The organism is Streptomyces sp. NPDC055400 (assembly GCF_053644375.1).
The window spans coordinates 1-22,830 of record NZ_JBSHLM010000012.1 but is presented as its reverse complement, the minus strand read 5'-3'; the positions used below and the strand labels follow the sequence as shown (position 1 = coordinate 22,830).

19 protein-coding genes and 1 pseudogene are annotated in these 22,830 nt (G+C 69.4%); 11 read left to right on the top strand and 9 right to left on the bottom strand.

Annotation, left to right across the window (positions count from 1 at the left end):
- The first annotated feature begins 130 nt into the window (after window positions 1–130).
- The 5 genes from ACWIGU_RS28740 to ACWIGU_RS28720 all read left to right on the top strand — a co-directional run bounded on the left by ACWIGU_RS28740 (window position 131) and on the right by ACWIGU_RS28720 (window position 4,004).
- Window positions 131–346 carry a hypothetical protein gene (locus ACWIGU_RS28740; RefSeq protein WP_454404602.1) on the top strand — a complete coding sequence of 72 codons (216 nt, stop codon included), beginning with the start codon at window positions 131–133 and terminating at the stop codon, window positions 344–346.
- A gap of 148 nt (window positions 347–494) precedes the next feature.
- Window positions 495–2,279, top strand: coding sequence for a hypothetical protein (locus ACWIGU_RS28735; RefSeq protein ID WP_454404601.1), 1,785 nt, complete (start codon window positions 495–497; stop codon window positions 2,277–2,279).
- Window positions 2,280–2,384: 105 nt separating this feature from the next.
- Window positions 2,385–3,062 carry a hypothetical protein gene (locus ACWIGU_RS28730; protein WP_454404600.1) on the top strand — a complete coding sequence of 226 codons (678 nt, stop codon included), beginning with the start codon at window positions 2,385–2,387 and terminating at the stop codon, window positions 3,060–3,062.
- A gap of 94 nt (window positions 3,063–3,156) precedes the next feature.
- The gene (locus tag ACWIGU_RS28725; protein ID WP_454404599.1) at window positions 3,157–3,459 is read left to right on the top strand and encodes a transposase; all 303 of its coding nucleotides are present in this window, start codon (window positions 3,157–3,159) and stop codon (window positions 3,457–3,459) included.
- Window positions 3,459–4,004: an IS3 family transposase gene (locus tag ACWIGU_RS28720; RefSeq protein ID WP_454404598.1), complete on the top strand. Its 546-nt coding sequence runs from the start codon at window positions 3,459–3,461 to the stop codon at window positions 4,002–4,004. The genes ACWIGU_RS28725 and ACWIGU_RS28720 overlap by 1 nt, the downstream gene beginning before the upstream one ends.
- An 18-nt stretch (window positions 4,005–4,022) precedes the next feature.
- On the opposite strand, the gene ACWIGU_RS28715 is transcribed toward ACWIGU_RS28720, so the two are convergent.
- Entirely contained in the window at window positions 4,023–4,433 is a 411-nt protein-coding gene (locus ACWIGU_RS28715; protein WP_454404597.1) for a helix-turn-helix domain-containing protein, read from the bottom strand.
- A gap of 221 nt (window positions 4,434–4,654) precedes the next feature.
- Here ACWIGU_RS28715 and ACWIGU_RS28710 point away from each other — a divergent pair, with 221 nt between their 5' ends.
- Complete coding sequence (locus ACWIGU_RS28710; protein WP_454404857.1) at window positions 4,655–5,278, top strand: LysE family translocator; 624 nt, start codon at window positions 4,655–4,657, stop codon at window positions 5,276–5,278.
- 955 nt (window positions 5,279–6,233) lie between these two features.
- Here ACWIGU_RS28710 and ACWIGU_RS28705 read toward each other — a convergent pair.
- From ACWIGU_RS28705 to ACWIGU_RS28685, 5 genes are all read right to left on the bottom strand, one after another.
- On the bottom strand, window positions 6,234–7,439 hold the full coding sequence (locus ACWIGU_RS28705) for a S53 family peptidase (protein WP_454404596.1): 1,206 nt from the start codon (window positions 7,437–7,439) through the stop codon (window positions 6,234–6,236).
- 497 nt (window positions 7,440–7,936) lie between these two features.
- Window positions 7,937–11,167, bottom strand: a complete 3,231-nt coding sequence (locus ACWIGU_RS28700; protein WP_454404595.1) for a family 78 glycoside hydrolase catalytic domain — start codon at window positions 11,165–11,167, stop codon at window positions 7,937–7,939.
- 187 nt (window positions 11,168–11,354) lie between these two features.
- Window positions 11,355–12,617 carry an ABC transporter substrate-binding protein gene (locus ACWIGU_RS28695; RefSeq protein ID WP_454404594.1) on the bottom strand — a complete coding sequence of 421 codons (1,263 nt, stop codon included), beginning with the start codon at window positions 12,615–12,617 and terminating at the stop codon, window positions 11,355–11,357.
- Between the two features lie 102 nt (window positions 12,618–12,719).
- Entirely contained in the window at window positions 12,720–13,541 is an 822-nt protein-coding gene (locus ACWIGU_RS28690; protein WP_454404593.1) for a carbohydrate ABC transporter permease, read from the bottom strand.
- Window positions 13,538–14,341: a carbohydrate ABC transporter permease gene (locus ACWIGU_RS28685; protein WP_454404592.1), complete on the bottom strand. Its 804-nt coding sequence runs from the start codon at window positions 14,339–14,341 to the stop codon at window positions 13,538–13,540. The genes ACWIGU_RS28690 and ACWIGU_RS28685 overlap by 4 nt, the downstream gene beginning before the upstream one ends.
- Before the next feature lie 550 nt (window positions 14,342–14,891).
- Here ACWIGU_RS28685 and ACWIGU_RS28680 point away from each other — a divergent pair.
- The 3 genes from ACWIGU_RS28680 (at window position 14,892) to ACWIGU_RS28670 (ending at window position 17,680) form a co-directional block, all read left to right on the top strand.
- On the top strand, window positions 14,892–15,932 hold the full coding sequence (locus ACWIGU_RS28680) for a LacI family DNA-binding transcriptional regulator (protein WP_454404591.1): 1,041 nt from the start codon (window positions 14,892–14,894) through the stop codon (window positions 15,930–15,932).
- A 380-nt stretch (window positions 15,933–16,312) separates the two neighbouring features.
- Window positions 16,313–16,483, top strand: coding sequence for a 50S ribosomal protein L32 (rpmF, locus tag ACWIGU_RS28675; protein ID WP_005308128.1), 171 nt, complete (start codon window positions 16,313–16,315; stop codon window positions 16,481–16,483).
- Window positions 16,484–16,489: 6 nt separating this feature from the next.
- The gene (locus tag ACWIGU_RS28670; protein ID WP_454404590.1) at window positions 16,490–17,680 is read left to right on the top strand and encodes a GTP-binding protein; all 1,191 of its coding nucleotides are present in this window, start codon (window positions 16,490–16,492) and stop codon (window positions 17,678–17,680) included.
- Window positions 17,681–17,792: 112 nt separating this feature from the next.
- Here ACWIGU_RS28670 and ACWIGU_RS28665 read toward each other — a convergent pair whose 3' ends face one another.
- Both ACWIGU_RS28665 and ACWIGU_RS28660 read right to left on the bottom strand, forming a co-directional pair.
- The gene (locus ACWIGU_RS28665; RefSeq protein WP_454404589.1) at window positions 17,793–20,360 is read right to left on the bottom strand and encodes an MFS transporter; all 2,568 of its coding nucleotides are present in this window, start codon (window positions 20,358–20,360) and stop codon (window positions 17,793–17,795) included.
- Window positions 20,353–20,916, bottom strand: coding sequence for a MarR family winged helix-turn-helix transcriptional regulator (locus ACWIGU_RS28660; RefSeq protein ID WP_454404588.1), 564 nt, complete (start codon window positions 20,914–20,916; stop codon window positions 20,353–20,355). Before ACWIGU_RS28660 ends, ACWIGU_RS28665 begins: the two co-directional genes overlap by 8 nt.
- 179 nt (window positions 20,917–21,095) lie before the next feature.
- On the opposite strand from ACWIGU_RS28660, the gene ACWIGU_RS28655 reads away from it, so the two are divergent.
- The gene (locus ACWIGU_RS28655; protein WP_454404587.1) at window positions 21,096–21,278 is read left to right on the top strand and encodes a hypothetical protein; all 183 of its coding nucleotides are present in this window, start codon (window positions 21,096–21,098) and stop codon (window positions 21,276–21,278) included.
- A gap of 353 nt (window positions 21,279–21,631) precedes the next feature.
- Window positions 21,632–21,765, top strand: a pseudogene (locus ACWIGU_RS28650) (short-chain dehydrogenase/reductase); the annotation flags it as partial.
- 177 nt (window positions 21,766–21,942) lie between these two features.
- Here ACWIGU_RS28650 and ACWIGU_RS28645 read toward each other — a convergent pair.
- The coding region (locus tag ACWIGU_RS28645; protein ID WP_454404586.1) for an LCP family protein at window positions 21,943–22,830 on the bottom strand (888 nt) is incomplete at its 5' end.

The following is a 22,830-nucleotide window of genomic DNA, read 5'->3' as shown; positions in this document are numbered from 1 at the left end:
ATGTGCGCGAAGTGGTTGTCCGAGGTTCTTGGACGGCCTACTGTCCAACCTCGTCAGACAGATCGTCCGGCATGGATGGACGTCCGGGATCGGATGTGACCGTCCATGCCCATTCAGTAAAGGAACCACCATGCTCGGCATGCGTGAGCTGGACGCGGAATCCGCAGAGCTGCTGCCCGGCCGTGAGGCCCTGGGCCGGCTGAAGTTCAGCTTCGTCAAGACGACCAACGTGACGCGGCACGTCGCCTACGTCGACGCCCACAACAACTCGGTCGCGGCGAACGTCTACTCCCCCGAGGCCATCGCCGCCTCCGAGGCCAACCAGACCATCAACATCAGCCAGTAGCGGCACCCGACGCGTGCGGGCCGTGTTCGTGGCGACGCGGTCCGCACCGGGGAGGGAGGGCAGGACGATGGTCGACGGTCAGGGGGCCCATGACCCCGCTCCCATGGGGACGGTGGTCCGGGACGCAGACAAAACGTTTCCCGGGGACGTGTACGAGGAACCGCGCTTCCCCGTCCCGCGACTCGGCGCAGGGCTTCAACGCCTGGGCGAGTACCAGGGATCCGGTTCCACAGAACGCAAGTACCTGGTCCGCCGGCAGGACGGACAGGTGGTCCAGCTCTCCCGGCTGCTCTATCTCGTCGTCGAAGCCATCGACGGCGTACGCGACAACGAGGGCATCTCCCACCGGGTCAGCGGCCGCTTCGGGCGCGAGATCAGCGCGGACAACATCCACTACCTCGTGGAGCACAAGCTCGAACCGCTCGGCCTCACCGTCCCGTTCGGACAGGCGGACGAGCAGGTCGTCGCCGGTCCCCGCTCCGACCTCCTCCTGGTCCTCAAGGGCCACCGGGTGATCTTCCGCGAGCGGCAGGTCGCCCGTATCGCCAGGGCACTGTCCTGGCTGCACCGGCCGCCGGTGGTGGCCCTGGTGCTGGCGGCGGTCACCGTGCTGGACGTCTGGCTGTTCGGCTACCACGGCGCAATGCAGCCGGTGCTCCAGGTGCTGGAACAACCCGTCCTGATGCTGGCCGTCTTCGCGCTGATCGTAGCCTCCCTCGTGTTCCACGAGTTCGGTCACGCCTCGGCCTGCCGGTACGGGGGCGCGCGACCCGGAACCATCGGGTTCGGCCTCTTCCTGATCTGGCCCTCGATGTACACCGACGTCACCGACGTCTACCGCATCAACCGGACCGGCCGGATCCGCACCGACCTGGGCGGCGTCTACTTCAACGTCGTCTTCGTACTAGGGCTGGCCGGCGCCTACCTCCTCACCGGCCAGCCCTTCTTCCTCGGCGCGGTCTACCTGGTGCACTTCGAGATCCTCGAACAGCTGATGCCGGCGGTCCGGCTGGACGGCTACTACATCCTCGGTGACCTCGCAGGGATCCCCGATCTCTACGGCAAGATCAAACCCATCCTCCTGAGCATGCTCCCGGGCCGGCCGGTCCCCCCGGAGGTGTCCGGCCTCAAGCGCTCCGCACGGGTCATCGTGACCGGCTGGGTGCTGACCATGGTGCCGCTGATCCTCGCCGAGCTCGGTTACGTCCTGTGGAACTTCCCGCGCCTGCTCGCCACCGGGCTGCGTTCGCTGGCCGAGCAGGCGACCGGGACCTGGCTCGCCTTCGCCGACGGGGAGATCGCGGCCGGACTCGTCGGCGTCGTCGGAGGGTTCATGATCCTGTGCCCCCTGGCCGGCGCGGGCTATCTCGCCGTGCGCCTGACCGGGCGGCTCGTGCGGGCAACCCGCCGCGCCACCGAGGGAAACCTCCGGCTGCGCCTGGTCATCTGCGCCGGTGTACTGGCCGCGGCCACCGCGCTCGGCGCGGCATGGCTGGGCGGGATGACGCCCAAGCCGCTGCCGCCGCGGCCGCCCATCATCCCCATCCTCCAGCCCGGCGTGCCGACGCTCCGCGCGGCGGCAACGCCGTCGGCCTCGGACGAGGCGCCGCAGGACGACACCCGGCCGGACTCCCCCGGACTCACCGGCCCGTCGCCGGAGGCGAGCCTGCTCTCGCCGACGCCCGATGCCAGTCCGTCCGACGAGGCCGACACAGCGAGCGGTTCGCCCTCTGCCGAGGACGAGACCAAGACGGCCACCCCGACACCCAAAAAGACGACTTCGAGCCCGACCCCGACCCGCGGGCAGAGTCCGGCACCGTCCGGTCCCAGCCCCTCGGCCGGTACGCCGAGCGCCTCGCCGTCGGCCCCGCCCTCGGCAAGCCCTTCCTTGCCGCTGCCCACCGAGAGCTTCCCCGGCCCCTTCACCTGGTGATCCCCGGGGCCCCAGCCCTCCGATGAACAGCCGTGAACCCCCGGTGAACCCCATGGGCCTCCCCGGTCCCCGTGCCGCCCATACACCCGCAAAAGGAGAACTTCAGTGAGCCACCGCAAGCCACGCACCGGCACAGTCGGCCGGACGGCCGTACGCCTGGGCATGCTGACCACCGTCTGCCTGACCGGCCTCGCCGCCGTGACCCCAGCGGGGGCGGCGACCGGATCCCGCATCACCGGTGGCGCCGGCATCGCCGTGGACGAGGCACGGTCCCTGGCCAACCCCAGACACCGCGTCGACCACGACGAGGAGTTCACGATCCATCAGCTCGGCACGGTCGTGGGCGCCGGCGTACGCAACCGGGCGATCGCCCGCTCCGTCGGCTGCTCGATCGACGCGCCATGCCGGTCGGTCGCGCTGTCCTTCCAGGTCGTCACCACGAACGGGATCGCGCGCCTCAACGCCTCGAACACCAGCAAGGCCGTCAACGACCACTGCGAGGGCTGCGAGACCTTCGCCGGCGCCTACCAGTTCATCGTCTCGACCCCGTACCGGTTCGCTCTGAGCTCGTCGACCAGAAACAAACTCGACGGGTACGAAGGGCGGCTCGCCGCGCTGGAACGCAGTCGCGAGCCGATCGACGCCGTCAAGGGCCACGCCGACGCTCTGGCCGCCGAGATCGTGAGCCTTCTCCAGCAGGCGGTGGCGGCCGCGCCGCACGGCGAGAGAGTCGACCCGCTGGGCTTGCGGCCCACCGTCACCCTCCGGCGTCACATCGACTAGCCCTCCGCGCTCCGTACCCACGGAGCCCACCACCTCCCCGGGCCCGGGCCTGCTCTCCCGGACCCGGGGGCCGACCTCCCCAGGGATGACACCCATGCGACCCACGCGATACCCGCCCGAACTGCGCCGCAAGGCCCTGGACCTGCTCGCCGGCGGCGAGCCCGTGAAGAAGGTCGCCGTCGCTCTCGGCCTCAGCGACCAGACGGTCTACCAGTGGCGGCGCCGGCACCTGCCGCACCTCAGCAGAGGAGGGCCCGAACCGTCCAGGGTGATGGACCTCAGGGCCGCACGCCGTCGTATCGCCGCACTGGAGTCCGAGCTCACCGCCCTCCGGCGCGCGACCGAGCTGCTGCGCGATGTGGTGTCCCCAAAAGGCGATTCGAGGCAGTGCACGTGATGGCCGGCGAAGGGCTGCCCGTGCGGACCGCCACCCGGGCGCTCGGGGTGACCGAGTCCGGCTACTTCACCTGGCGCGCCCGCCGTCCCTCCGCCCGGTCGATCCGTCACACCTGGCTCACCGAACTCATCACCACCATCCACGCAGCCTCCGGCGCCACCCACGGATACCGGCGCATCCACAGCGAACTCACCCGGACGTACGGGATCGCCGTCAGCCACGGGACGGTGGAACTCCTCATGCGCCGGGCCGGTATCCAGGGTCGCGCCGGTGACGGCGCCCCTCCCGAGAGGAACCGGAACATGAACCTGGAACACCCCACGCCCCCACTGCCCATCTCCGCGCTGCTGCGCCCCCAGATGCGCACGGACGGGGATCTGCCGGCCACTCAGGCGCACCAGGTGATGCTGCACTGTGCCCTGGACGCGGCCTGCGTCACGGTACGGACGCCTGACCTCCACGCCGTCAACCGGATCGCCGAACTCGACTACCAGACGGTGGCCACGGTGATCAGATGGCTGCGGTTCCTCGGAGCCGGGCGGTGAACGGCCCGACGCCGCCCATCAGTCGCCGGAGCCGGAGCCGGAGTCTGTCGGGGCGTCGCTGTCGGGGGTGCTGCGCAGGAGGGATTCGACGAGTGCGGTGACGTGGCGGCGGTCGGCTTCGGACAGGCGCTGGACGCTGGCGATGAGGGTGGCGATCTCCGGGTCGGACGCGGTGTCGGCGGGGTCCTCGAAGTAGAGGTGGATGCCGCAGGCTTCGGCGGCGGCTCTGCGTACCGAGTCCAGGGGCAGTTCCAGTCCCCGGGCCAGGCCTTCGAGGGTGGCTTGCTGCGGCATGCGGGCCACGTGCGTGACGGTCGCCAGGTGGTGGACGGTGGATCGCGGGATGCCGCCGCGCCGGGCCACGTCGCCGTAGGACCAGCCCTGCTGCTCCAGCCGGCTCTTCACCAATTCCTGCAGTGCGTTGGCCACGACATCGATTCTTCCTGCTAGCGACAAGCTGACGCGTTCGGGCGAGATCGAGTCTATGTCGGTGCGTGTGGGGACGATCAAGCGAAAGAGGTAACGGGTCCCCTTCCACGCGGCGTGAACCCGACCGTGGTCTTCCCCTCGACGGACGATCTGGGGAACACGTCCGCAGCTGGCCGACAAGAGCCTTGTGGCGCATCAACACGCTTGACGATGCTGCCTCGATGATGACTTCCGTCGTTGCGTTCGTCGGTGCGGCCTTCCTGATCGCCATGGTCCCAGGGCCAAGCACGGTCGTGATCCTGCGCCGAGCGGTGGTGAACGGCCGGAGGGCCGGCATGGCCACAGTCCTGGGTAACGAGTGCGGGGTGCTGCTGTGGGGCCTCGCCGCGGCCTTCGGTCTCTCCGCCCTGCTGCTGGCCTCGCAGGTCGCCTACGACGTCATCCGGATCGTCGGCGCCGCGGTGCTGGTGTGGATGGGAGCGCGTGCCTTGTGGCAGGCGAGGCGAGCTGGACAGCCGGATCAGGGACCAGCGGAAACAGCCACGTTGTCGCTTCGGCGGGCGTACTGGCAGGGCCTCGTCACCAACTTCGCCAATCCGAAGGCCGGCGTGTTCGCCGTGTCCTTCCTGCCGCAGTTCGTGCCGCATGAGGCCCTTGCTTTTCCGACGCTGCTCGCCTTCTCGGTGATCTGGGCCGTGGTCGACTTGACCTGGTACCTACCGTTGGTCTGGCTGGCCGGACGTGTCGGAGGAGTGCTTCAGCGGCAGTCCGTTCGGCGCCGGATGGAACAGGGCTCCGGGGCGCTCTTGGTCGGGCTGGGGGTGCGTCTGGCCACCGAGTCCTAGAAGCCTGTGCCGCACGAAAAGTCATCGGGCAGGTAACGGGAGCGATCCGCTCAGCGGCGATCCGGTGCCCCAGTCGAGCCAACTCCCCCTGGATTCGTCGATGCCCTCATCCCGGATTCTGCCGGGACAGCCGCGGAACGAGCGTCTTGATCGCTCCTCGGGTGGGTGGGCGTCCGGTGTGGTGGCGTGCGGTGAATTCCCACTTCGCGGTGATGAATCTGCGATGCCAGGCCGGCGGACTCTTTCCCCCTCGACACCGGGCTCAGCAAGAGGCTGTACGCGCTGGCGTCCCTCAGACACGGCACCCGGCGCCTGCACGTCACCGGAGTCACCGCCCACCCCACCCGAGATCGGGCCGTGCAACGGGCGCGGGATCTGACCACCGGTCTGGGCATACGCACAGAGACTCTGCGTTTCCTGCTACGCGACCGTGACGGCAAGTACGGCGAGGTAATCGACACCGCCTCCCAGTCCGAGGATGTGGAGATCCGCTGGAGCGCCCCGCAGGCGCCGCGGAATCAGCGACGACCGCCCCGCGAACCACAGCCGATCCACCAGCTCGAAGCGCGCCGACTTCGTGAGCTGCCTGCGCAGCCTGCCCGGACCGCGGCAGGTTCTCCCGGCAGGAGGCGCAGCGCCCGCGGGTGGACTGGACCCAGGTGGCGCCTACCCGGTCGCCGACCTGCATCATGGGTGCTGGTCCTGTTCATGGCCCATGCTTCCAGCGGCCTACCGCAGACGCCGCTTGGTCGTGGTGGACGTCCCCTTCGATACGCCCGCATGCATCCGGGCCGGAGCCGGCGTGGTCGCCGACTCCGGCCCGGTCGCGGAGGACAATGAGCGCCGCATCGGGCGACCACTGTCCTCCGCGAGGGAGACGCGGCCAACCAGTGTTACCGGCCGGGCCGCTGAAGGTGCATCAGATACTTCACATACTTCCGATGCTTCAGGTACGTCAGCCGGTGAAGGCAGCCGTGCCGTTCGGGACGCCGAGGCCGGTCGGGCCGTCGTAGCCGGTAGCGGCGGTGCACAGGTACGCCGTGGTGCAGCTGCCGTTGGAGCCGCTGGTCACGTCGTAGAGCGCCGAGGTGTGCGCGTAGGGGAACGACGCCGGGTAGGAGCCGGACGACGGGGCGCCCGCCAGCGCGTAGGTCGCCGCGATGAGCGGGGCCGATGCGCTGGTGCCGCCGAAGACCATCCAGCCGGTGGACTGGCGGTAGGTGTCGTAGACCGCGACTCCGGTGTTCGGGTCGGCGACCGCGGAGACATCCGCGATCGACCGCTTGGCGCAGCCGCTGTCGGTCTGCCAGGTGGGCTTGGAGTCGTACGAGGAGCAGCCGGATCCCGCTCCGCTCCACACCGTGTCGGTCCAGCCGCGCGTGGTGGACGAGGTCTTCAGCGACGTACCTCCCACAGCCGTCACGTACTTGGATGCGGCCGGGTACTCGGTGCCGTAGCCGTTGTCACCGGAGCTGACGGTGATGGCGACGCCCGGGTGGTTGAAGTACGTCGAGTCGTACGTGGCGTCGCTGGAGGACTCACCGCCGCCGTAGCTGTTGGAGACGTACTTGGCGCCCAGGCTCACCGCGGTGTTCACGGCCGTGCCCAGATTGGTCATCGAGGCGGAAGCGGCCTCGACCAGCAGGATCTTGCAGTTCGGGCAGGCCGCGCTGACCATGTCGACGTCGAGGGATATCTCCTGGGCCCAGCCGGAGTCGGCGCGCGGGTAGCTGGTGCCCCCGGTCTGGTTGACCTTCTTGAAGCAGCCGTTGGCGGTGGTGCAGGCGGACAGGCCGTACTGGGAACGGTAGGTCGCGAGATCCGCTTCCGCGTTGGGGTCGTCGTACGCGTCGACGATGGCCACGGTCTGGCCGGAACCGCCGCCGGCGGAAGGAAGGTTGTACGCGGCCTGCAGCGAGGCGGGGCCGTAGCCGGAAGGCGCGGCGGCCGACGTCAGGTCGCTCTCCGCGTGAGCGGATTTCGGGGTGCCTGTGGTGACGCGGAGCGCCTTGCAGGCCATGAAGTCCTTCTGCGTCGGAGTCGCACAGGAGTGGGCAACGGCGACGCCGTTGGGCGCCGATGCCTGGCCGGCCGGGGCGGCCAGGGCCAGGGCCGCTGCGGCCAGCGAGGCCACAGCTACGAGGGAACTGGATCTGCGCAACGTACTTCCTCCGTGAGGTGGGTGAACCAGGGGGATATGCGGGTGCGCTGTGCAGCCTGTGACGCGTGGTGCGCATCAGGACCGGCGCAGAACCTACGGTGTCCGGAGCACGTCAACAAGAAGATCGTTGAATCTGTAACTCCGCATTGCCGACTTGGACATGTCGCAGGGTGTTCCTGGGATGTACATGGCAGAACGCTGGCGTGATCACGGTTGACAGAACCCGCAATGAGGCGTCGAAGCGTTGAAGGGCAGCTTCAACTGGGCGGAGCCCGCGGTGGCGATGCCCATGTCAGTGCGGGGCGCGCCGAGTTGGGAGGCGATGGTGATGCCGGCCATCGAGGGGCCGGGGTGCAGGGCGGTGGTTGTGGCGAGCCGGTTGCCCGCCGTCGCGCCGGAGCGGCAGGAGCAGCGGCCCGGAGGGAGCGGCCGAGCGGCCGCGGCCGGGGGCAGGCCAACGGCCTGCCCCCGCCCGGATTCGTTGGGCGGCTCAGGTGCTACGTCGCGGGGTGCACGCCTCGCACGGTGAAGTCGTACGTGCCCGACCCGACCTTGTAGATCGCACGCTCCCCCTCGACGCGCTGGAATTCGGCGCCGCGGGGTGCGTCCGGGGAGCCCGTGCCGCCCTTGGGGACGCGTACCTCCGCTGTGGTGTTCGGCGGCACCTGGATCTTCAGCCGGAAGGTGTCGTCCTTAAGGGTCCACTCGGATGCGACCTCGCCGTACGGGGTCTGGTAGCTGCCCTCGACGTGGGTGAGGTCTCCGACGATCCTCGGGTCGATCACCAGCTCGCGGTAGCCGGAGGAGCCGGGCGCCTGCCGGATACCGGCCAGGCCCGTGTGGAACCACTCCTCGACCTGGAGCAGGATCATGTGGTTCTTGGAGTTCCCCATGTCCCACTGTTCCGGGAGAGTGGTCAGGCCGTTGGGGTTCGCGGTCGTGGGGGCCAGGAAGAAGCCGTAGCTCGGGCGGGTGTCTTCCTGCAGCACCTTCCACAGGACGTCGTCGCGGCCACCGGCCGTCAGCGCGCGCACGATCGGAGCCAGGCCGATGGTGCCACCGCTGAAGTGCGGGCCTCCGCCGAACGGCTGGAATCCGTTGACCAGCTCGACGAGCGCGTCGAGGACACGATCGCGTTCGCCACTCGGGACCAGTCCCTCGTCGAGCGCGAGGGCCTGGGCGGCCTGGGTCGCGCCGGTGGAGCCGAGCGGGCCCTCGCTGGTGTAGCGGCCCAGGGCCGGGTTGTAGAACGCGTCGTTGAATGCGCTCTTGATGGCGGCGGCCAGGCTGCGGTACTCGGCGGCGTCGGACTTGCGGCCCAGCAGGGCGGCCATCTTCGCCATCCGGTCGGCGATCTGGTGATAGCCCCATGTGCCGGTGATGCGGCCGGATGTGGCTTCGGCGCCGATCCAGTCGCCGAGCGCCGCGTCGACGATGTGGGCGTTCGCCCCGGTGCCGGCCTTCCGCGTCCGGATGTAGGTGACGAAGGCCTGCATCTGGGGGTAGTAGCGGGCCATGGTCTGGGTGTCGCCGTACGTCTCGTACAGGAACCAGGGGGTCAGGACGATGCCGTTGCCCCAGTTGATCTCGTCGCCGAACCGGCCGGTGTAGCCCCAGTCGTAGACGGGTGCCTTCAGGGCGACGTTGCCGATGTTGTCGCCCGCCTTGGACTGGCCTTCCGCGAGGTGGCGTTCCATGGTCCGCAGGAAGGCCGCGTAGCCGAATTGGCGGTGCAGGGACGCGAAGGGCTGCAGGTAGTCCGCGGGGTAGGCGAGCTTCTCGCGGCCGGGGCAGTCCGTGAACGTGGACATCGTGTTGCTCATGACCGAGTACCGCGCCATCCGGTGGATGCGGTTGACGCGGTCGTCGGAGGTGGTGAGGTGCCCGGCGACGGGGACGTCCGCGTGGAGCTGGAGTCCCGTGATCGTGTCGGCGGTGGGCCGGTATCCCTCCGGCAGTCCCGTCACCTGCACCCACTGCATGCCGAAGTAGTTGAACTCGGGGTGCCAGCTCTCGCCCTTGGTGCTGCCGCGGGTGGTGTAGGCGGCGAAGATGTTCGTTCCGCGGCTGCCGCCTTCGCCCATGATGGAAGCCTGGTCGACGGTGCCGTCCGCGCTCAGGGACTCCGCGGGAAGCATCTTGACCGTCACCCCGGCCGGGATCTTCCCCTCAAGGGTCAGTTGGGGCCAGCCGGCGAAATTCTGGCCGAAGTCGAAGACCCACACGCCCGGCTGGGGCTCGGTGACCGAGACGGCGCGGAGCCGGTCGGCGATCTTCACCGGCTCGCCCGCGCGCCAGACGAGGTCGGTCGTCAGATTGGGCGGCGGCGCGATGCCCGCGGCCACCCAGCCGACCGCTGAGCCGTCGCGGCGGCGGGCGCCCTCCCCCAGGTCGGCGCCGGGGTCGGTCCACCCCGCCTGTTCGCGGCGGGCGTCGTAGTCAGTGCCGGAGTACCAGTTGTTCGTCGTGGTCGGGCCGAGCGAGGTCTTCCACGAGCGGTCGCTGACCACGGTCTCGACCGAGCCGTCGGCCCGGGTGATCTCAAGGCGGGCAATCATGCGGGGTGTGACGGCGGCACCGGCGCTGGGGTCGGTGCTCGCCAGGGAGTTGCCGGATCCGGTGACCGCGGCGCCGCCGGCGTGCGGCTTCTTGAGGGCGGGCTGGAAGGTGATGCCGGTGCCGTCGGCTCCCGCGGTGCCGATCGCGGTGATGGTGCGCGACTCGAGGCGCTCTCCGCCGTCCCCGGTGTCGATGTTGACGGTGCCGCCGACGTGGTAGTTGCTCGTCGCGCTCAGCTTGACGGTGGTGTCACCTGGGGCGGCGGGAGCCGCGAGGGTGCCACTGCCCTTGAACTGGCTCTGCCACCAGCTGTACGGGGCCGACCGGCCGGTCGCCGGGTTGGTGACCGAGCGGGTGACCAGAGCGGGTCCATGGCCCAGTTCGACGCCCACGGTGTTGGCGCCCGTGCGGATCAGGTCGGTCACGTCGTAGGCGCGGTACTCGGCGGAGAGCTGGTAGTTGGAACTGCCGGGGGCCAGCACCTCGTCACTGACCCGCTCGCCGTTGACGTACGCGAGGTGCAGGCCGACCCCCGACAGATACAGCCGCGCCTTGGTGACCTTCGCGCCCGCGCGCCTGCCTGCAATGAACGTCCGCGCGAAGAGCGGCAGCGGGTCGCCGACGCTGCGGCCGGGGTGTTCGATCCACTGGGCGTCGCCCCAGTCGTCGCGCTTGAGCAGGCCCGTCTCCCAGGTGGCGGGGCGGCTCCACGGTGTGGCCTTGCCGTCCTGGTCCCAGACCCTGACCTGCCACACGACCGGCTCACGGGCCGCGAGGCCGCGGCCGCGCCAGGGGATGTCGGTCTGGGCGTCGGAGTGCACCTTGCCCGAGTCCCAGAGGTAGGGGCCGGAGTCGAGTTCGTGGGCGGTGCGGGCGGCGCGTATCTGGTAGGCGGACTGCACCCAGCCGTCCCGGTGGGTGGTCACGCACCAGCTGAGTCGGGGGGCCGTGTCGTCGACACCGAGCGGTTCGTCGAGGCGGCCGTTGATGCCGAGCAGACCGACGGCGGCACCGGCCGCCGCCGCGGTGGCGGTGGCGGTGGCATGGCGGACGGGAGCGGCAACGGCTGAGCCGCCGGCCGCGAGGGGCAGGGCCATTCCGGCCGTCCCGGCGGCGAGGATTCCCACGACGTGTCTGCGGCTGAGCGCGTCACGCGGCTCTGCGGACATGCTGAACTCCTTGAGTGTGTTTGCCTGTTGGGCAGGGCTGTCTTCCCCGAGGGCGTGCTGCGCCCTCGGGGTGCGGACCGGGAACGGATGTCTCCGGCCGGGTGGGGTGGGGTTCGGTGGCGGTGCTGATCCGGGGCGCGGCCGTGCCAGGCGTTGCCCGTGCGTAGCGGCCTCGCTCGCCGGAGGATCAGTCCCCGGCCTGGTAGTCGGCGTCCATTGCCTTGAGTACCTTCTCGGGCGTGGACTGGTCGCTGAAGATCTCCTGCAGGCCGCTGAGCATGGTCTGCTGCACCTTGGTGTTGGGCCACAACTGGTCCATGAACGGAACGGTCCTGCCGTCCTTGATGAACGTCGACAGCTCGGTCAGCGACGGGTCGGCGGTGTAGCCGGTGTCGGGCAGGGTGGGCAGGCCTCCCTGCTTCTTGACGTACAGGTTCATGCCTTTCGGTGACATCACGAAGTCGACGAACTTCAGGGCGAGTTCCTCGTTCTTGGCCTTGGCGTTGATGCCGTAACCGGCGCCCGCCGCGGCGGGGACGATCGTCCTGGCGGGGTCGTCAACAGCCGGTAGCGGCTTGAGGGTGTAGGTGGCTTTCGGGTTCTTCGGCTTGAGCAGGGCGATCACCCAGTTGCCCTGGATGATGCCGAGGGTCTTGCCGGTGGCGGCCAGTTGCTGGCTGGCTTCGTAGGTGGTCCCGAGCGGGTTCTTCTGGAAGCAGCCCGTCTTCTCCATCGTCAGGTACTTGTCCAGGGCGGTGGTCCACTGCGACTCGGCGAACGTGGCCTTGCCCGCCTGCATCTTCGTGTCGAAGTCCCGGTCGGGCCCGTAGACGGTCGTGGCAACCAACGCGTACAGGACGATCTGTGTCACCCAGTTGTCCTGGTTGCCCAGCGCGAAGGCGGGGGTGCCCTTGGCCGTGGCGTCCTTGCAGAACTTCAGCAGCTGCGTCCATGTGGTCGGCGCGGTGAGGCCTGACTTCTGCAGGGCCTGCTCGTTGTAGACGGCGCCGATGCCGTTCTGCCCGAATAGCGCGGTGTACGTCTTGCCCTTGTCCTGGGCGACGCTCTTGACGGCGTCCGGTAGCTTCGCCGCCCAGGGCCGGTCGGAGAGGTCGCGCAGGTAGCCGGGCTCGGCCAGGACGTGCGTGGCGGCCGGGTTGCCGTTTCCTGGCCAGACGGACATCACGTCGGGGGCGGTGCCCGAGGACAGCTGGGTGCGGATCTGCTGCTGGTACTGGTCCGCGCCGCTGGTCGTGTAGCGGACCTTGACGCCCGGGTTGGCCTTCTCGAACGCCTTGACGACGTCCTCGACGGAGCCTTGGTCGACCGAGGCGAGAGTGAGCGTCCGGGTATCGCCCTGGTCGCCCGCGGTGGTGCCGCCGCTGCACGCGGCCAGCACGGTGACAGCGATGGTTGCGGCTGTCAGGGCCGTCAGTCGGGGTGTCTTCATGGTGTCTCCCGCGAGGATGGACTGCGGTGCAGGGGCATGGGACAGAAGGGGACGAGGGGGCGGTGCTGCTGGACGCGCACCGGGAGGGTGCGCCGGTGCCGGTCATCCACGCAGGCCGCCGGCGAAGCCGTTGATGATGCTGCGCTGGAGGGCGAAGTAGACGGCCAGGACCGGCACGACGCTGATCACCAGTGCGGCGAAGATGAGGTTCCAGTCGGTCGCGTACTGGCCGACGAAACCGGCGATGGCGACGGGCAGGGTCTGCTGGGCGCTGCCGCTGAGATACAGCAGCGGGGTGAAGAAGTCGTTCCAGACCGCGACGGTGTTGAGGACGAGCGCGGTCACCGTGACCGGCTTGAGCATGGGCAGGACGACGTGGCGGAAACCTTGCAGAGGGGTGCAGCCGTCGATCAGCGCGGCGTCCTCGAAGTCACGCGGCAGTGCGCGCAGGAACCCCACGTAGAGGAAGACGGTGAACGGCACCTGCAGACCGGAGTAGAAGAGGATCAGCGCCCACGGAGTGCCCAGCAGGCCGAGATCGCGCATCGTCTGGTACAGCGGCAGCGACGCCAGCTGGAAGGGCAGCACCAGCCCCAGCATGATCAACAGGTACGTCCCCCGGGACCAGCGCGCCGCGACCCGCGCCAGGGGGTAGGCCGCCAGCGAGGACACTGCCAGCACGATGACGACGCTGACGGCCGTGACCAGGACACTGTTGGCCAGCGCGCCGCCCAGCGCGCCCTGCTGCCAGGCCTGTTGGAAGTTCTCCAGCGTGGGTGACGCGGTGGGCCGGATCGGCGACGAGGTGTCCGAGGGGGCGCGGAGGGCGAGGTTGACCAGCACGTACACCGGGAAGCCCACCACCAGGGCCGCGGTGACCATGGACAGTTCCAGGGCGAAGGTACGGCGGCGGTAGCGGTTCACGACGCGGCCCTTTCGTTGCGGGACAGCACGACGTACTGGCCGGTGGAGGCGACGGCCACGATGACGGTGAGGACGACCGCGAGGGCGATGCTGTAGCCGAACTCGCCCAGAGTGAACGCGTTCTTGTAAATCAGCGTGGAGATCGTGTCGGTGGCATGCCCGGGGCCGCCGCCGGTCAGCGCGTACACCTGGTCGAACAGCTTGATTCCGCCGATGATCGACAGCATCAGGTTGATGGTGATCGCCGGAGCGAGCAGGGGCCGGGTGACAGACCAGAAGCGGCGGACCGGGCCGGCCCCGTCGATGGCCGCGGCCTCGTGGATCTCCTTGGGGACCGACTGCAGCCCGGCCAGGAAGATCACCATCGAGTAGCCCGCGAACTGCCACACGATCACTCCCACGACCGCCCAGAGCGCGAGGTCCGGATCGCCCAGCCAGTTCTGCTGCCAGGAGTCCAGGCCGACCGCGCTGAGCGCGCTGTTGACCGCGCCGTCCGGTCCGAGCAGGTTGCGCCACAGGTAGGCGGTCACGATCGGCGTGATCACGGCCGGGGCGAACAGGAACACGCGCAGGACGTTGCGCGACTTGATGGCGCTGTTCACTCCGAGCGCGAGCAGCAGCCCGATGAGGTTCTGGACGACGGTGATCGACACAGCGATCAGCAGCGTGTGCCAGACCGCCCGAACCGCGTCGGGGTCGCCGGTCATGTCGGTGAAGTTGTCCAGGCCGACGAAGGACAGGTCGGGGTCGAGACCGTCCCAGTCGGTGACGGCGTAGTAGACCCCACGGGCACTCGGCACCAGGACGACGAAGGCGAAGAGAACCAGCGCCGGAAGCGCGAACCACCACGTCGACGCCAGGGGCGTGCGACGAGCGGTTGCTGAGCGAACCTCCTGTGGAGGCCGATCGGTTGGAGCGGTCATCACCGGCGGACCCGTTCTGTTTGAAACGATTCAATAAAGCATCTGGATCGAGCCCAGGCACAGCTTCGCGCGAAGGAGCCCCCCACCGCCCTCGTTCCGGTGCACCCCAGGCCCCAGGCCCCAGGCCCCGAGCCCCGAGCCCCAAGCCCCAAGCCCCAAGCCCCAAGCCCCAAGCCCCAAGTGGACTGTCGCGCACCCGCCCGGCCAGGGGGCTGGTTCATGAGAATGGGCAACGTTTTCCAGAAGTTGGGCTGACCTTAGAGTCGGCTCCGTAAGACGTCAAGATGTCCCGCATGCTGCGACTTCATAACGGGAGAAGCTCCATGGCACCCGGCCCCGCAGCACGGGCAGCGCCTGGGCGGCGTGGCTTTTCGCATCCACGGCTCTACACTCGGCGGCAACGTTTCCCACACTCGGAGGCACCCGGATGGCACCGTCGGCCCAGCCGCGGCGCGTGACGATCGTCGACGTCGCGCGCCATGCCCAGGTCTCCACGACCGCCGTGTCGAAGGTGCTGCGCGGCGCCTACGGCGCGAGCCCGAGGATGCGGGAGAGGGTGCAGCAGGCGATCACCGAACTCGGGTACCGCCCGTACGCGGCGGCGCGGGGCCTGCGTGGGCAGACGTACACCATCGGCGTGATGCTTCCGGACATCCGCAACCCGTTCTTCCCCGAGATCCTCGACGGCGTCACCGAGTGGTTCGAGAACACCGACTACCAGGTCCTGCTGGGACCCGGGTGCAACGGCGAGGAGGCCGAGGCCCGGGTCACGGACGCGATGATCGACCGCGGCATGGACGGTCTGCTTCTCGTCGCCCCCGTGTCGTCGCGGGCCCGGCTCGAGCACCTCGCCGGTGCAGTACCGATGGTGGTCATCGGCCGTCACGGCCGATCCACGCGCTACGACACCGTGGTCGACGACGATCTCGCGGGCGCCGCGCTGGTCGTCGATCACCTCGTCTCCCAGGGCCACCGGCACATCGCACACATCGAGCACCTGGAGACCGACCCCACACGCAGCGAGGAGATGCCCAACGCGCGGCGGGCGGAGGGATATCGCCGCGCCATGCGGGCTCACGGGCTGACCGACGAGATCGACGTCGTGTCCACCAGCTACACGCAGGAGGGCGGATACCTCGGTGCGCGGGAGCTACTCACCCGCGCCCGACGACCCACAGCGATGTTCGCGGGTGCCGACGTCGTCGCCATGGGGGTCCTCGACGCCCTGTCCGAGGCCGGGCTCTCGGTGCCCGATGACATCGCAGTAGCCGGATACGACAACACCACGCTCGCCGCACTGCGCCAGATCTCTCTCACCAGCGTCGACCAGGGCGGCCGCGCCATCGGCGGCAACGCGGCACGCCTGCTGCTGGAGCGCATCACGGACCGCGCCAAGCCGACGGCCCAAGTGACGCTCTCCCCCACCCTGATGCCGCGGAACTCCACGGCGCCACCAGCCGAAGGGTGAACAGCGCGCGTCCCTTTCCCTCCTGTTTCCCTCCTGCCGACGGCACCTCCTTTGGCCTCCTCTGGCATCGGCCACACCCTGCCCTTCGACGGCGGCCGGATGTTCCAGCAGGCGTGCCTCCCGCTGCCCACCTCATACCGCGCTCCGGAGGGAAGCTCGACGACTGCCCGCGCGTTCAGGGGCGGCGGGGCACAGCCGCAGCACGGCCTCGAATCGACGAACAATCAGGCCCCACCACGTCGGCATCGAGGCCGGCCTCTGGCCCGAGCGACAAAACAGCGGGCCCACGTCTCAGCAACTTGGAAATGGGATCCATGTTCATATAGCGTTCTCTGTGGCACCGCCCGTCCCCACCACCACCACCAAGCCAGGAGAGCCTCATGGCCGTCCCCAAGCGGAAGATGTCCCGCAGCAACACCCGCCACCGCCGCGCCCAGTGGAAGGCGACCACGCCCCAGCTCGTACCGATCACCGTCGACGGCGCCTCCTACCTGGTCCCCCAGCGGCTCGCGAAGGCATACGAGCGCGGGCTGCTGCGCCCCGAAGGCTAACCGCACATGTCCGACCGGTCCGACCGCCGCCTGCCCGTCACCGTCCTTTCGGGATTTCTCGGCGCAGGCAAGACGACCCTGCTCAACCACGCCCTCGGCAACCGCGAAGGGCTGCGGGTCGCCGTCATCGTCAACGACGTGAGCGAGGTCAACATCGACGCCGCCCTGGTACGCGGCGGCGATGCCGCCCTCTCGCGCACCGAGGAACGTCTGGTCGAGCTGACCAACGGCTGCATCTGCTGCACCCTGCGCGACGACCTGCTCGAAGAAGTCGAACGGCTGGCCCGCGAGGGGCGGTTCGACTACCTGCTCATCGAGTCGTCCGGCATCTCCGAACCCATGCCGGTGGCCGCCACCTTCGCCTTCGCCCGCGACGACGGCGCCACCCTCGGCGACCTCGCCCGCCTGGACACGATGGTCACGGTCGTCGACGCGGCGGGCTTCCTGGTGGAGCTGGAAAGCGGTGACGAGCTCGTCGAACGCGGCCTCGACCAGTACGAGGACGACGAGCGCACGGTCAGCGATCTACTGATGGACCAGATCGAGTTCGCCGACGTCATCGTCGTCAACAAGCTCGACCTCGTCGACGAGGAGGCCGCCGACCGGCTCCGGGCCGCGCTGTCCCGCCTCAACCCCGCCGCCCGCATCATCCCCGCCGTCCATGGCAAGGTGCGCACCGCCGACATCCTCGGCACCCGCCTCTTCGACATCGACCGCGCCCAACAGGCCCCGGGCTGGGTGCGAGAGCTGAACGGCGATCACGTCCCGGAGACCGAGGAGTACGGCATCTCCTCCACCCTCTTCCGCTCCCAACTCCCCTTCCACCCAGGGCGGTTGTGGAGTTTCGTCACGGAGCAACTCGACAGCGGCGCGTTCGGTCAGGTCCTGCGCTCCAAAGGGTTCTTCACACTGGCCAGCCGCCCGCACGTCACGGGCCTTTGGTCCCAGGCCGGCTCCGTCGCCCGCTTCGAGCCCTCCGCCGCCCGCGGCACCGACGGGATCGACGGCACCGGGTCCCAGGAACTGGTCTTCATCGGCACGGACTTGAACCGGGACGCACTGCATGCGGCCCTGAACGCCTGCCTCATGGAGCCCGGCGAGAGTCCGCCACCCGTCGACCCGTTCCCGGCCTGGGACACCTACGGCATCGACGACACCTGCGTGCACGAGCGCTCCGAACCCCTGGCAACCCTCTGAAGACTCCCGGCCGGGCGGCGAACTTCCGGCAGCCACGGCGCCTCCCGTGCAGCGGTCCGGTCCGGACCGCTGCACGGGAGGCAGAGACGGCTTTCAGGGACACCTGTGTCGGTCAGTGCCCCAGATTCACGTCCGCGTCCTTCTCGCCCTCGCCGCTCACCAGCAGCGGCACGGCCTGGGGCGCGTACCCGCTGGCGATCACGGTGTAGTCGCCGGTGTCCAGGTCGTTGAACGCGTAGGCGCCGTGCGCGTCGGTGACCGTCGTGGCGACCGTGTTGCCCGCCGCGTCGAGGAGCGTGACCCGGGCGTCGTCGAGCGGGTGGCCCGCGCGGTTGCGGACGGTGCCGTGGACGTGGGCGCCTGGGTCGAGGCGGATCTCGTAGCGGTTGGCGGCGCCGCCCGCCGCCTCGGCCGGCAGGGCCGCCGGGCGGTGTCCGGGGGCGCTGACCACGAGGGTGTAGCCGCCGGGGACCAGGTCGGCGAAGCCGAACTCGCCGGTGTGGTCGGCCGCCGCGGAGGCGACGACCTCGCCGTGCACGTCGGTCGCGATGACCAGGGCACCGGGCAGCGGCCGGTCGCCGGGGGTGGCCAGGACCGTTCCGGTCAGGCCGGCCGCGCCGGAGAGCACCAGGTCGAAGTCGACCGGACCGTCGGCCACCGTGATGGTGGTGGCCTGCGGCTGCCGGGCGCCGCCGGAGGCGATCAGGACGTACGTTCCCTCGGCGGGCGCGGCGACCGCGTAACGGCCGTCCGCCTGCGTCGTCGTACGGCCGAGCTGGCTGCCGCGCAGGTCGATCAGTGTGACCACGGCGCCCGCCACGGGCGATCCCGTGACATCGCGGATGTGGCCGCGGACACCCGGGGCAGGTTCGTCCGCGAGGGTGGTGGCGAGCGAGGCGACCGGGGCCGCCTCCACCGCCTCCGCGGTGTCCGCCGTCGCCGTCACGGACGTCTCGGCGGCGGCATCCGAAGCGGTGCCGTTCTCCTCCGCCGCCCGCGCCTCCAGGCCCGACATCTTGCGCAGTGGGACCTCCTTGGTCCACAGGACCATGAGGAACGCGACCGCGATCACGCCCGCCGCGATCAGGAACACCACGTGCATGGAGTCGGCGAAGCCCTGCTTGAAGGGCTCCGACAGGCGCGGGTTCAGGTGCTGGATGAACGACGAGTCGCTCAGTACGTCGGAGCCGCCGCCACCCGCGCCGGGGTGCTGCAGCATGTCGAGGACCGGCTTGTTGGCCGGGTCGGACAGGACCGCCGGGTCGTGCAGCGCGGCCTGGAACTGGGGCGTCCCGGCGGCCGACTTGAACGCCGAGGAAATCTTGTCGCCGACGTTCGAGAACAGCACCGACAGGAAGATGGCCGTACCGGCGGTGGCGCCCATCTGCCGGAAGAACGTGGACGACGCGGTCGCCACGCCCATGTCCTGCGGCGGCACGGCGTTCTGCACGGCCAGTACCAGGGTCTGCATGCAGCCGCCGAGGCCGAGGCCGAAGACGAGCATGTAGATCATGCTCTCCCACAGCGGGGTGTCCCACTGGACCTTGAAGTGGAAGAGCAGCAGCGCCGTGACCATGAGGAGGGTGCCGATGGTCGGGAAGATCTTGTAGCGGCCGGTCTTCGCGGTGATCTGGCCGGAGACGATGGACGCGATGATCATGCCGAGCATCAGCGGCAGCATCTCGAGACCGGACTTGGTGGGGCTCGCGCCCTTCACGATCTGCAGGTACTGCGGGATCATCAGCATCCCGCCGAACATGCCCGCGCCGATGAGGACGGACAGCAGGCTGGTCTTGCTGAAGATCGCGTTGCGGAACAGGCGCATCGGGATCAGCGCGTCGTCGCCCATCCGGCGCTCGACGAGGATCCAGGAGATGATGCCGACGACGCCGATGCCGTAGCAGGAAAGGGACTTGGACGAGTCCCAGCCCCACTCGCGGCCCTGCTCGGCCACCAGGAGCAGGGGCACGACGCCGAGCGCGATGGTGAACGCGCCCCACCAGTCGATCCGCCGGTCGCGGCGGGTGTGCGGGATGTTGAGGACCTTGGCGACGACGAACAGCGCGATGATGCCGATCGGCACGTTCACCAGGAACACCCAGCGCCAGCCGACGACGCCCAGGATGCTGTCCTGTCCGGCGAGGAAGCCGCCGATGAGCGGCCCCGCGACGCTGGAGGTGGCGAAGGTGGCGAGCATGTAGCCCTGGTAGCGGGCCCGTTCGCGGGGCGGCACGATGTCGCCGATGATCGCGAGGGCGAGGGACATCAGGCCGCCGGCACCGATGCCCTGCAGGGCGCGGAACGCGGCGAGTTCGGTCATCGACGTCGAGAACGTGCACGCCGCCGAGCCGATGATGAAGACGCTGATCGCGCCCAGGAAGTAGGGCTTGCGGCCGTGCAGGTCGGACAGCTTGCCATAGAGCGGCGTCGCGATCGTCGAGGTGATCAGGTACGCCGTCGTCGCCCACGCCTGCTGGCTGAGGCCGTTCAGGTCGTCCGCGATGGTGCGGATCGAGGTGGAGACGATGGTCTGGTCGAGCGCGGCCAGGAACATGCCCAGCATCAGACCGCTCAGAATGGCCAGGATCTGACGGTGGCTCAGGCCACCGCCGGAGGAGGCGGGTATGGCCTCCGTGTGCTCAGTGGTGTCTCGGCGCGGTGCCGACACGGCCTCACTCATGCTTGCTTGCTCCCTGCTGCGCCCCGGCTTCGGGCTGAGTCCCGTCGCCGTGGCGTTTCTGTTGATGCGCTACCAGGTCGTCGTTGAGGCGTGTCATCAGCCGGATCAGCTGATACCGGTCCTCGGGGGGCCACGGACCGAGGAGCTCCGCCAGCTGCGCGTCGCGCTGCTGCCGGTACTTCTCGTACGCCGCCCTGCCGGACTCGGTCGCGTACAGCAGCGTGCCGCGCCGGTCCTCCGGGTCGGGCCGCCGCTCGATCAGGCCGCGCTCCACCATGGAGCGGACCTGACGGCTGACCGTCGACAGGTCGAGGAAGGTCTCGGCGGCCAGATCGGTGGCCCGCTGCTCCCCGTCCCGTACGAGCCGGGCCAGCAGGACGCGCTCACCGGCGCCCTGCTCCAGCTTGGTCTGGTTCCTGCGTGCCGCGACCAGCCGGGTGAAGCGCACGATCTGGCTCCCCAGTCCTGCCCCGGCCTCCTCGGCACTGGCGACCCCGGTGTCCCCGGTTGCCCTGTGCTCCCCCGCTGTGCGGTCATGGACCGTCCCCTTGCCCATTGCCCGCCCCCTCTTCCGTTCAGATTTTATTGCTTGTAGCTACCAAGTGAGTGTAGACGGCCCGGACCGGCGCTCAGTACGGGGCCTCGGATGCACGCCCCGGCGCATGGGGCAGCCTGATGCGCCGGTAGTGAAGAGGCCGACGCGAGAAGCTCTCGCTTTGAGGCGATCATGGTCTGATGCTGACGGGGCTCGTACCGGCTGCGGGTGCCGGTGCCGATGCCGATGCCGATGCCGATGCCGATGCCGATGAATCATCCGCCCAGGCGACCGCCTTGATCGCTGATTTTGGGCCGTACCCGCCCCCCCGCCCGAGCACTGAGCGGCGCGTTACCGACACCTCGAATGCGATCGACGACTGATACCAGCGCGCCCAGCAGGGACCGACCTACGGCATTTCGTCTCGTGCAGCATCCTGCGCCGACAAGCTCCAGGACCTTCGAAACGCACGCGACGCCTTCTCGGACACCGCGAGCGGGCTGCTACACAGCGAGCCTCACGCGCCGGACTTCCGGCACATCCAGCACAACCGTCACCATCGCCCCGCATGACATTCCGTGGCGACCGATCGAGCCCGCCCAGGCAGAGAAGCTCACAATCCGCCGGCGCTGGACCGCGCGGCTCCCCACCGCACGACCACCTCCGCCATCCCCCAGGGTCACGAGCTTCGTCTCGCATGACGGCAGTTCGGCCGGCTGACGCAAGACTGCGCCCCGCGGCGCTGCCCACCTTGCGCCGGCAGGGGTCGGGCACCGTGGTGCAGTTCTCCTCGGTCGGCGGGCGGGTCGGCGGGTCGGCGGGTCTCCGGGCATCGCCTCGTATCAGGCGGCCAAGTTCGCGGTCGATGGCTGCCATCTGCTGCCCGGGGTGAACGCGGTGAGCATGGCCCTCGACCACTCCCGCCGCCAACTGACTGAGGCGGCGCCGTCCGCGGCGGCTGCTTGCCTCCACCCCGCTGCCGAGGGTGGCCGACGGGCGAATCGTCCTCGCGGTCGATGTGAGCAACCGGCTGCGGCCCGACGCCTCCTAGGTGTCGGCGGATACCGGTGAGTCGGTGCGTGCGGCGACTGAGTTCTGGGTGGCGGATTTCGGGATGGGGCGGTCGTCGCGCAGGGCTTGCCAGAGCTGGTGGGTGGCTTTGGTCAGTGGCAGGACGCGGCCGGCGTCCTGGGTGTCGTAGCTGACCGGGAGGGTGACCATGTTCATGTGGTCGGGGCTGATGCCCTTGAGGTCCTTGGCCAGGCCGAGCAGTTTGTCCGTGGACGCGAGAGCGGAGTCGGCGCGCACGGTCTTGGTCGCGGTGTCGGCGAGCTGGTAGGCCCGGGCGGGGTTGCCGACCACGTCGATCGACTCGGCGCGGTGGATCAGTGCCTTGATGAAGGTCTGCTGGAGCTGGATCCGTCCCAGGTCGCTGCCGTCGCCGACGGCGTGCCGGGTCCGCACGAGCGCCAGGGCCTGGTCACCCTTGAGGGTGTGCTTTCCGGCGCTCAGGGACAGGTGGCTGCTGGTGTCGTTGAGGGCCCGGTGGGTGCGGATGTCGACACCGCCGAGTTCGTCGACGAACTTCTCAAAGCCCTTGAAGTCGACCTCGAGATAGTGGTCCATGCGCACGCCCGACATCTTCTCCACCGTCTTCACGGTGCAGGCGGGACCACCCGCCTGGTAGGCGGCGTTGAACATCGACTGGTGCTCGCCCGGCGCTGTGCCGCCCGACGGCTTCGCGCACTGCGGCCGGTCGACCATCGTGTCGCGGGGGATGCTCACGACGGAGGCCTTTTTGTGGCTCTTGTCGACGTGCAGCACCATCGCCGTGTCCGAGCGGGCGCCGGTGACGCCCGTGCCGTACTTTCCGTGTGTGCCCGCGCGCGAGTCGGAGCCCAGGAGCAGGATGTTCATCGCCCCGTCGTGACCCGC

Bases quoted from the DNA above. Each gene is read 5' to 3' on its own strand.
- ACWIGU_RS28740 (WP_454404602.1), top strand. From the start codon at position 131: ATGCTCGGCATGCGTGAGCTGGACGCGGAATCCGCAGAGCTGCTGCCC.
- ACWIGU_RS28725 (WP_454404599.1), top strand. From the start codon at position 3,157: ATGCGACCCACGCGATACCCGCCCGAACTGCGCCGCAAGGCCCTGGAC.
- ACWIGU_RS28720 (WP_454404598.1), top strand. From the start codon at position 3,459: ATGGCCGGCGAAGGGCTGCCCGTGCGGACCGCCACCCGGGCGCTCGGG.
- ACWIGU_RS28710 (WP_454404857.1), top strand. From the start codon at position 4,655: ATGATGACTTCCGTCGTTGCGTTCGTCGGTGCGGCCTTCCTGATCGCC.
- ACWIGU_RS28700 (WP_454404595.1), bottom strand. From the start codon at position 11,167: ATGTCCGCAGAGCCGCGTGACGCGCTCAGCCGCAGACACGTCGTGGGA.
- ACWIGU_RS28695 (WP_454404594.1), bottom strand. From the start codon at position 12,617: ATGAAGACACCCCGACTGACGGCCCTGACAGCCGCAACCATCGCTGTC.
- ACWIGU_RS28680 (WP_454404591.1), top strand. From the start codon at position 14,892: ATGGCACCGTCGGCCCAGCCGCGGCGCGTGACGATCGTCGACGTCGCG.
- rpmF (WP_005308128.1), top strand. From the start codon at position 16,313: ATGGCCGTCCCCAAGCGGAAGATGTCCCGCAGCAACACCCGCCACCGC.
- ACWIGU_RS28670 (WP_454404590.1), top strand. From the start codon at position 16,490: ATGTCCGACCGGTCCGACCGCCGCCTGCCCGTCACCGTCCTTTCGGGA.
- ACWIGU_RS28665 (WP_454404589.1), bottom strand. From the start codon at position 20,360: ATGAGTGAGGCCGTGTCGGCACCGCGCCGAGACACCACTGAGCACACG.
- ACWIGU_RS28660 (WP_454404588.1), bottom strand. From the start codon at position 20,916: ATGGGCAAGGGGACGGTCCATGACCGCACAGCGGGGGAGCACAGGGCA.
- ACWIGU_RS28655 (WP_454404587.1), top strand. From the start codon at position 21,096: ATGCTGACGGGGCTCGTACCGGCTGCGGGTGCCGGTGCCGATGCCGAT.